This is a genomic window from Zoogloea sp. (assembly GCF_023150065.1).
Lineage (GTDB): Bacteria > Pseudomonadota > Gammaproteobacteria > Burkholderiales > Rhodocyclaceae > Zoogloea.
The window spans coordinates 1-2,332 of record NZ_JAKLLN010000056.1; the positions used below are offsets into that span (position 1 = coordinate 1).

Here is a 2,332-nt window from a genome sequence, read left to right on the forward strand (position 1 = left end):
GCTATGGCGCTGGCAGGCCTGCGCATGGCGGTATGGCGCTGGCTGCCCGGCCGTGCTGCACCACGGCTCGCGGCAGCAGCTATTGCTACGACCGCGACGCTGCTCTTGTCGGGCTACTACCTTCTGGTGGTCACGGGTCTGTGGTCATGGGGACGAGTCGCCAGTTGGTCCCTGGTAGCCCGGTATGTCGGCCAAGTGCCAGAACTCGCTCAGTCGCTGGGGGTTCCGTTGCTGGGTGCGGGCACGCTGGCGGTGGTCATCGTGACTGTCGCACTCTGGCTGGTCGATGGAACTATCACGCGTTGTGACTGGACGAACTGGGCTTCGATGCGTTTGGGACCGACCGGTGCCGGCACCGCCGCGATAGGCGCAATCGCGCTGGCAATGTTGCAACTGTCGGCTTACGCCGGTTTCCCGGCACTGACCGCGCGCGAGCCATTCAGCCTGACCTTTCTGGCGCCACCGGACGAGGGCCAGCACATGAACAGCCACATCCAGGTGTCGCCTGGAGCGGTGGCGGCCGCGCGCCGCGCGCGCGAAGGGTATCGCCCACTGGTGTTGACGCGTCGCCCCAACGTGATCCTGGTCGTGGTTGATGCGCTACGCCCCGATCGCTTATCGGCCTATGGCTACGAACGCGACACGACGCCGCACCTGGCCGCCATGCAGCGCCGTGGACAACTGGTGGTGGTGCCACGCACCGTCGCGGCATGCCCCGAGTCCTATTGCGGCCTGTTGGCCATTGCACGATCCAAGCCGCTGCACCTGATGACGGACGATGACCTGTCGCTGCACGAAGTACTGAGCAAGCACGAATATCGCATCGCGCTGATGCTCGGCGGCGACCACACGAACTTCTACGGGCTGCGCGCGGCATACGGGGCGGTGGACGACTACTTCGATGGCAGCATGGACCGCACTCGCAGCATCAATGACGACGAAAGCGTCATCGAGCGCGTGAAGGCCATGCCCGCGTGGGATGGGCGCCCCGTCATGATTCAGTTCCACCTGATGTCGGCCCACCTGCTGGGTACCCGCAGCGGCGCGTTCGAACAGTACCGTCCGGCCAAGCCTTATGTGCCGTGGCGAAAAGGCGCGGCTGCGGATCTGTCCAAACCTCAGTTCGAGACCGGCAATCACTACGACAACGGCGTGAGGCAGCTCGATGACGTCGTGCGAAGACTCATCGAGGCACTGGCCGCGCGGGAGTATCTGCGCGACGCGATTCTCGTTCTGACCGGCGACCACGGCGAGATGCTCGGTGAGCACGGTGAGTTCGGTCATGCCAAGGGTGTCTATGAGCCGGCCTTGCGGGTGCCGCTGTTGTTCGCCGCCTTCGGTGGTCCGCCGCCTGCCCTCGCCGATGCCGCCGATCGATTGGCGTCGCAACTGGACATCGCCCCGACCGTACTGCAGTACCTGGGCATACCCACGCCGGAAAACTGGATTGGTTTGCCGTTGCAGTTGCCGATGAAGCCTCGCCTGCTGGCGTTCCAGCAGGGCTACTTCGTCGGCGTCTACGACGAACGCCAGCCCGGCCGCAAGCTCAAATACTGGCGCAACATCGACACCGGCGCACAGTGGGCATTCGATGTCCTGACGGATCCCGCGGAGTCTGTGAATCTGGTGGCTCAGCTCGATCCGGCCCACCTCGATGCACTTCAGCAGACCATCCGCCCAATGGCCGCCGCTATACCACGTTAGCGAACATTTGGCCCGGCCAGCTCTGCGCGCAGGAAGGCGCGCCACGGCCATGCAACGGCCGGCGGCAGGCACTGGAACGGCGGTGGCCCATCGGCCTCACACGCCGCGAAAAACTCGTCGGCATCCGGGTTGCGGAATTCGCGCAGGCGCTGGGCCACCGTGCGTGCGGCATCCAACTCGCCCCCCTGGGCCAGGGTGCGGGCCCAGGCCATCATCAGCCGGGTATCGAGCAGGTAGTGCGGCGCGCGCCGGAAGGCCAGCGCCGTGCCGGGCAGCGGCTGGTCGTGGGTGGCCGCGGCATAGTCGGCATGATGGGCGTACAGCACGCTGCGCTGGCCATCGGCAATGCGCGACTCCAGTGAACCGGCACCCTCGCCAGGGGCATAGATCACCACCACGCGCTGGTAGTCCAGCATCGCCAGGCCACCGCCCAGCGTGACCGCCACGCCCAGCAGCGGGGTCAGCCAGGGGGCACGGCCGCGGTCCCGATCGGGGTCGGGCGCGGCACCGGCGATTGACGCATCATCGGCAGCGTCGTTGCTGCCCAGCGCATAGCCCCAGGCGCAGGCCGCGGGCAGCAGGAAGTAGGCGTACCACAGCGGGTACTCCACCATGCTGTGCACGCCGA

At 66.5% G+C, this 2,332-nt stretch carries 2 protein-coding genes; one reads left to right on the plus strand and one right to left on the minus strand.

The genetic code is table 11. From position 1 onward, the window contains the following. Positions 1-1,704, plus strand: a 1,704-nt coding sequence (locus L6Q67_RS23285) for a sulfatase-like hydrolase/transferase (RefSeq protein ID WP_296575822.1), incomplete at its 5' end; no start/stop codon positions are given. On the opposite strand, the gene L6Q67_RS23290 is transcribed toward L6Q67_RS23285, so the two are convergent. After that, the coding region (locus L6Q67_RS23290; protein ID WP_296575826.1) for a Wzy polymerase domain-containing protein at positions 1,701-2,332 on the minus strand (632 nt) is incomplete at its 5' end. The two genes, L6Q67_RS23285 and L6Q67_RS23290, sit on opposite strands and share 4 nt — an antisense overlap.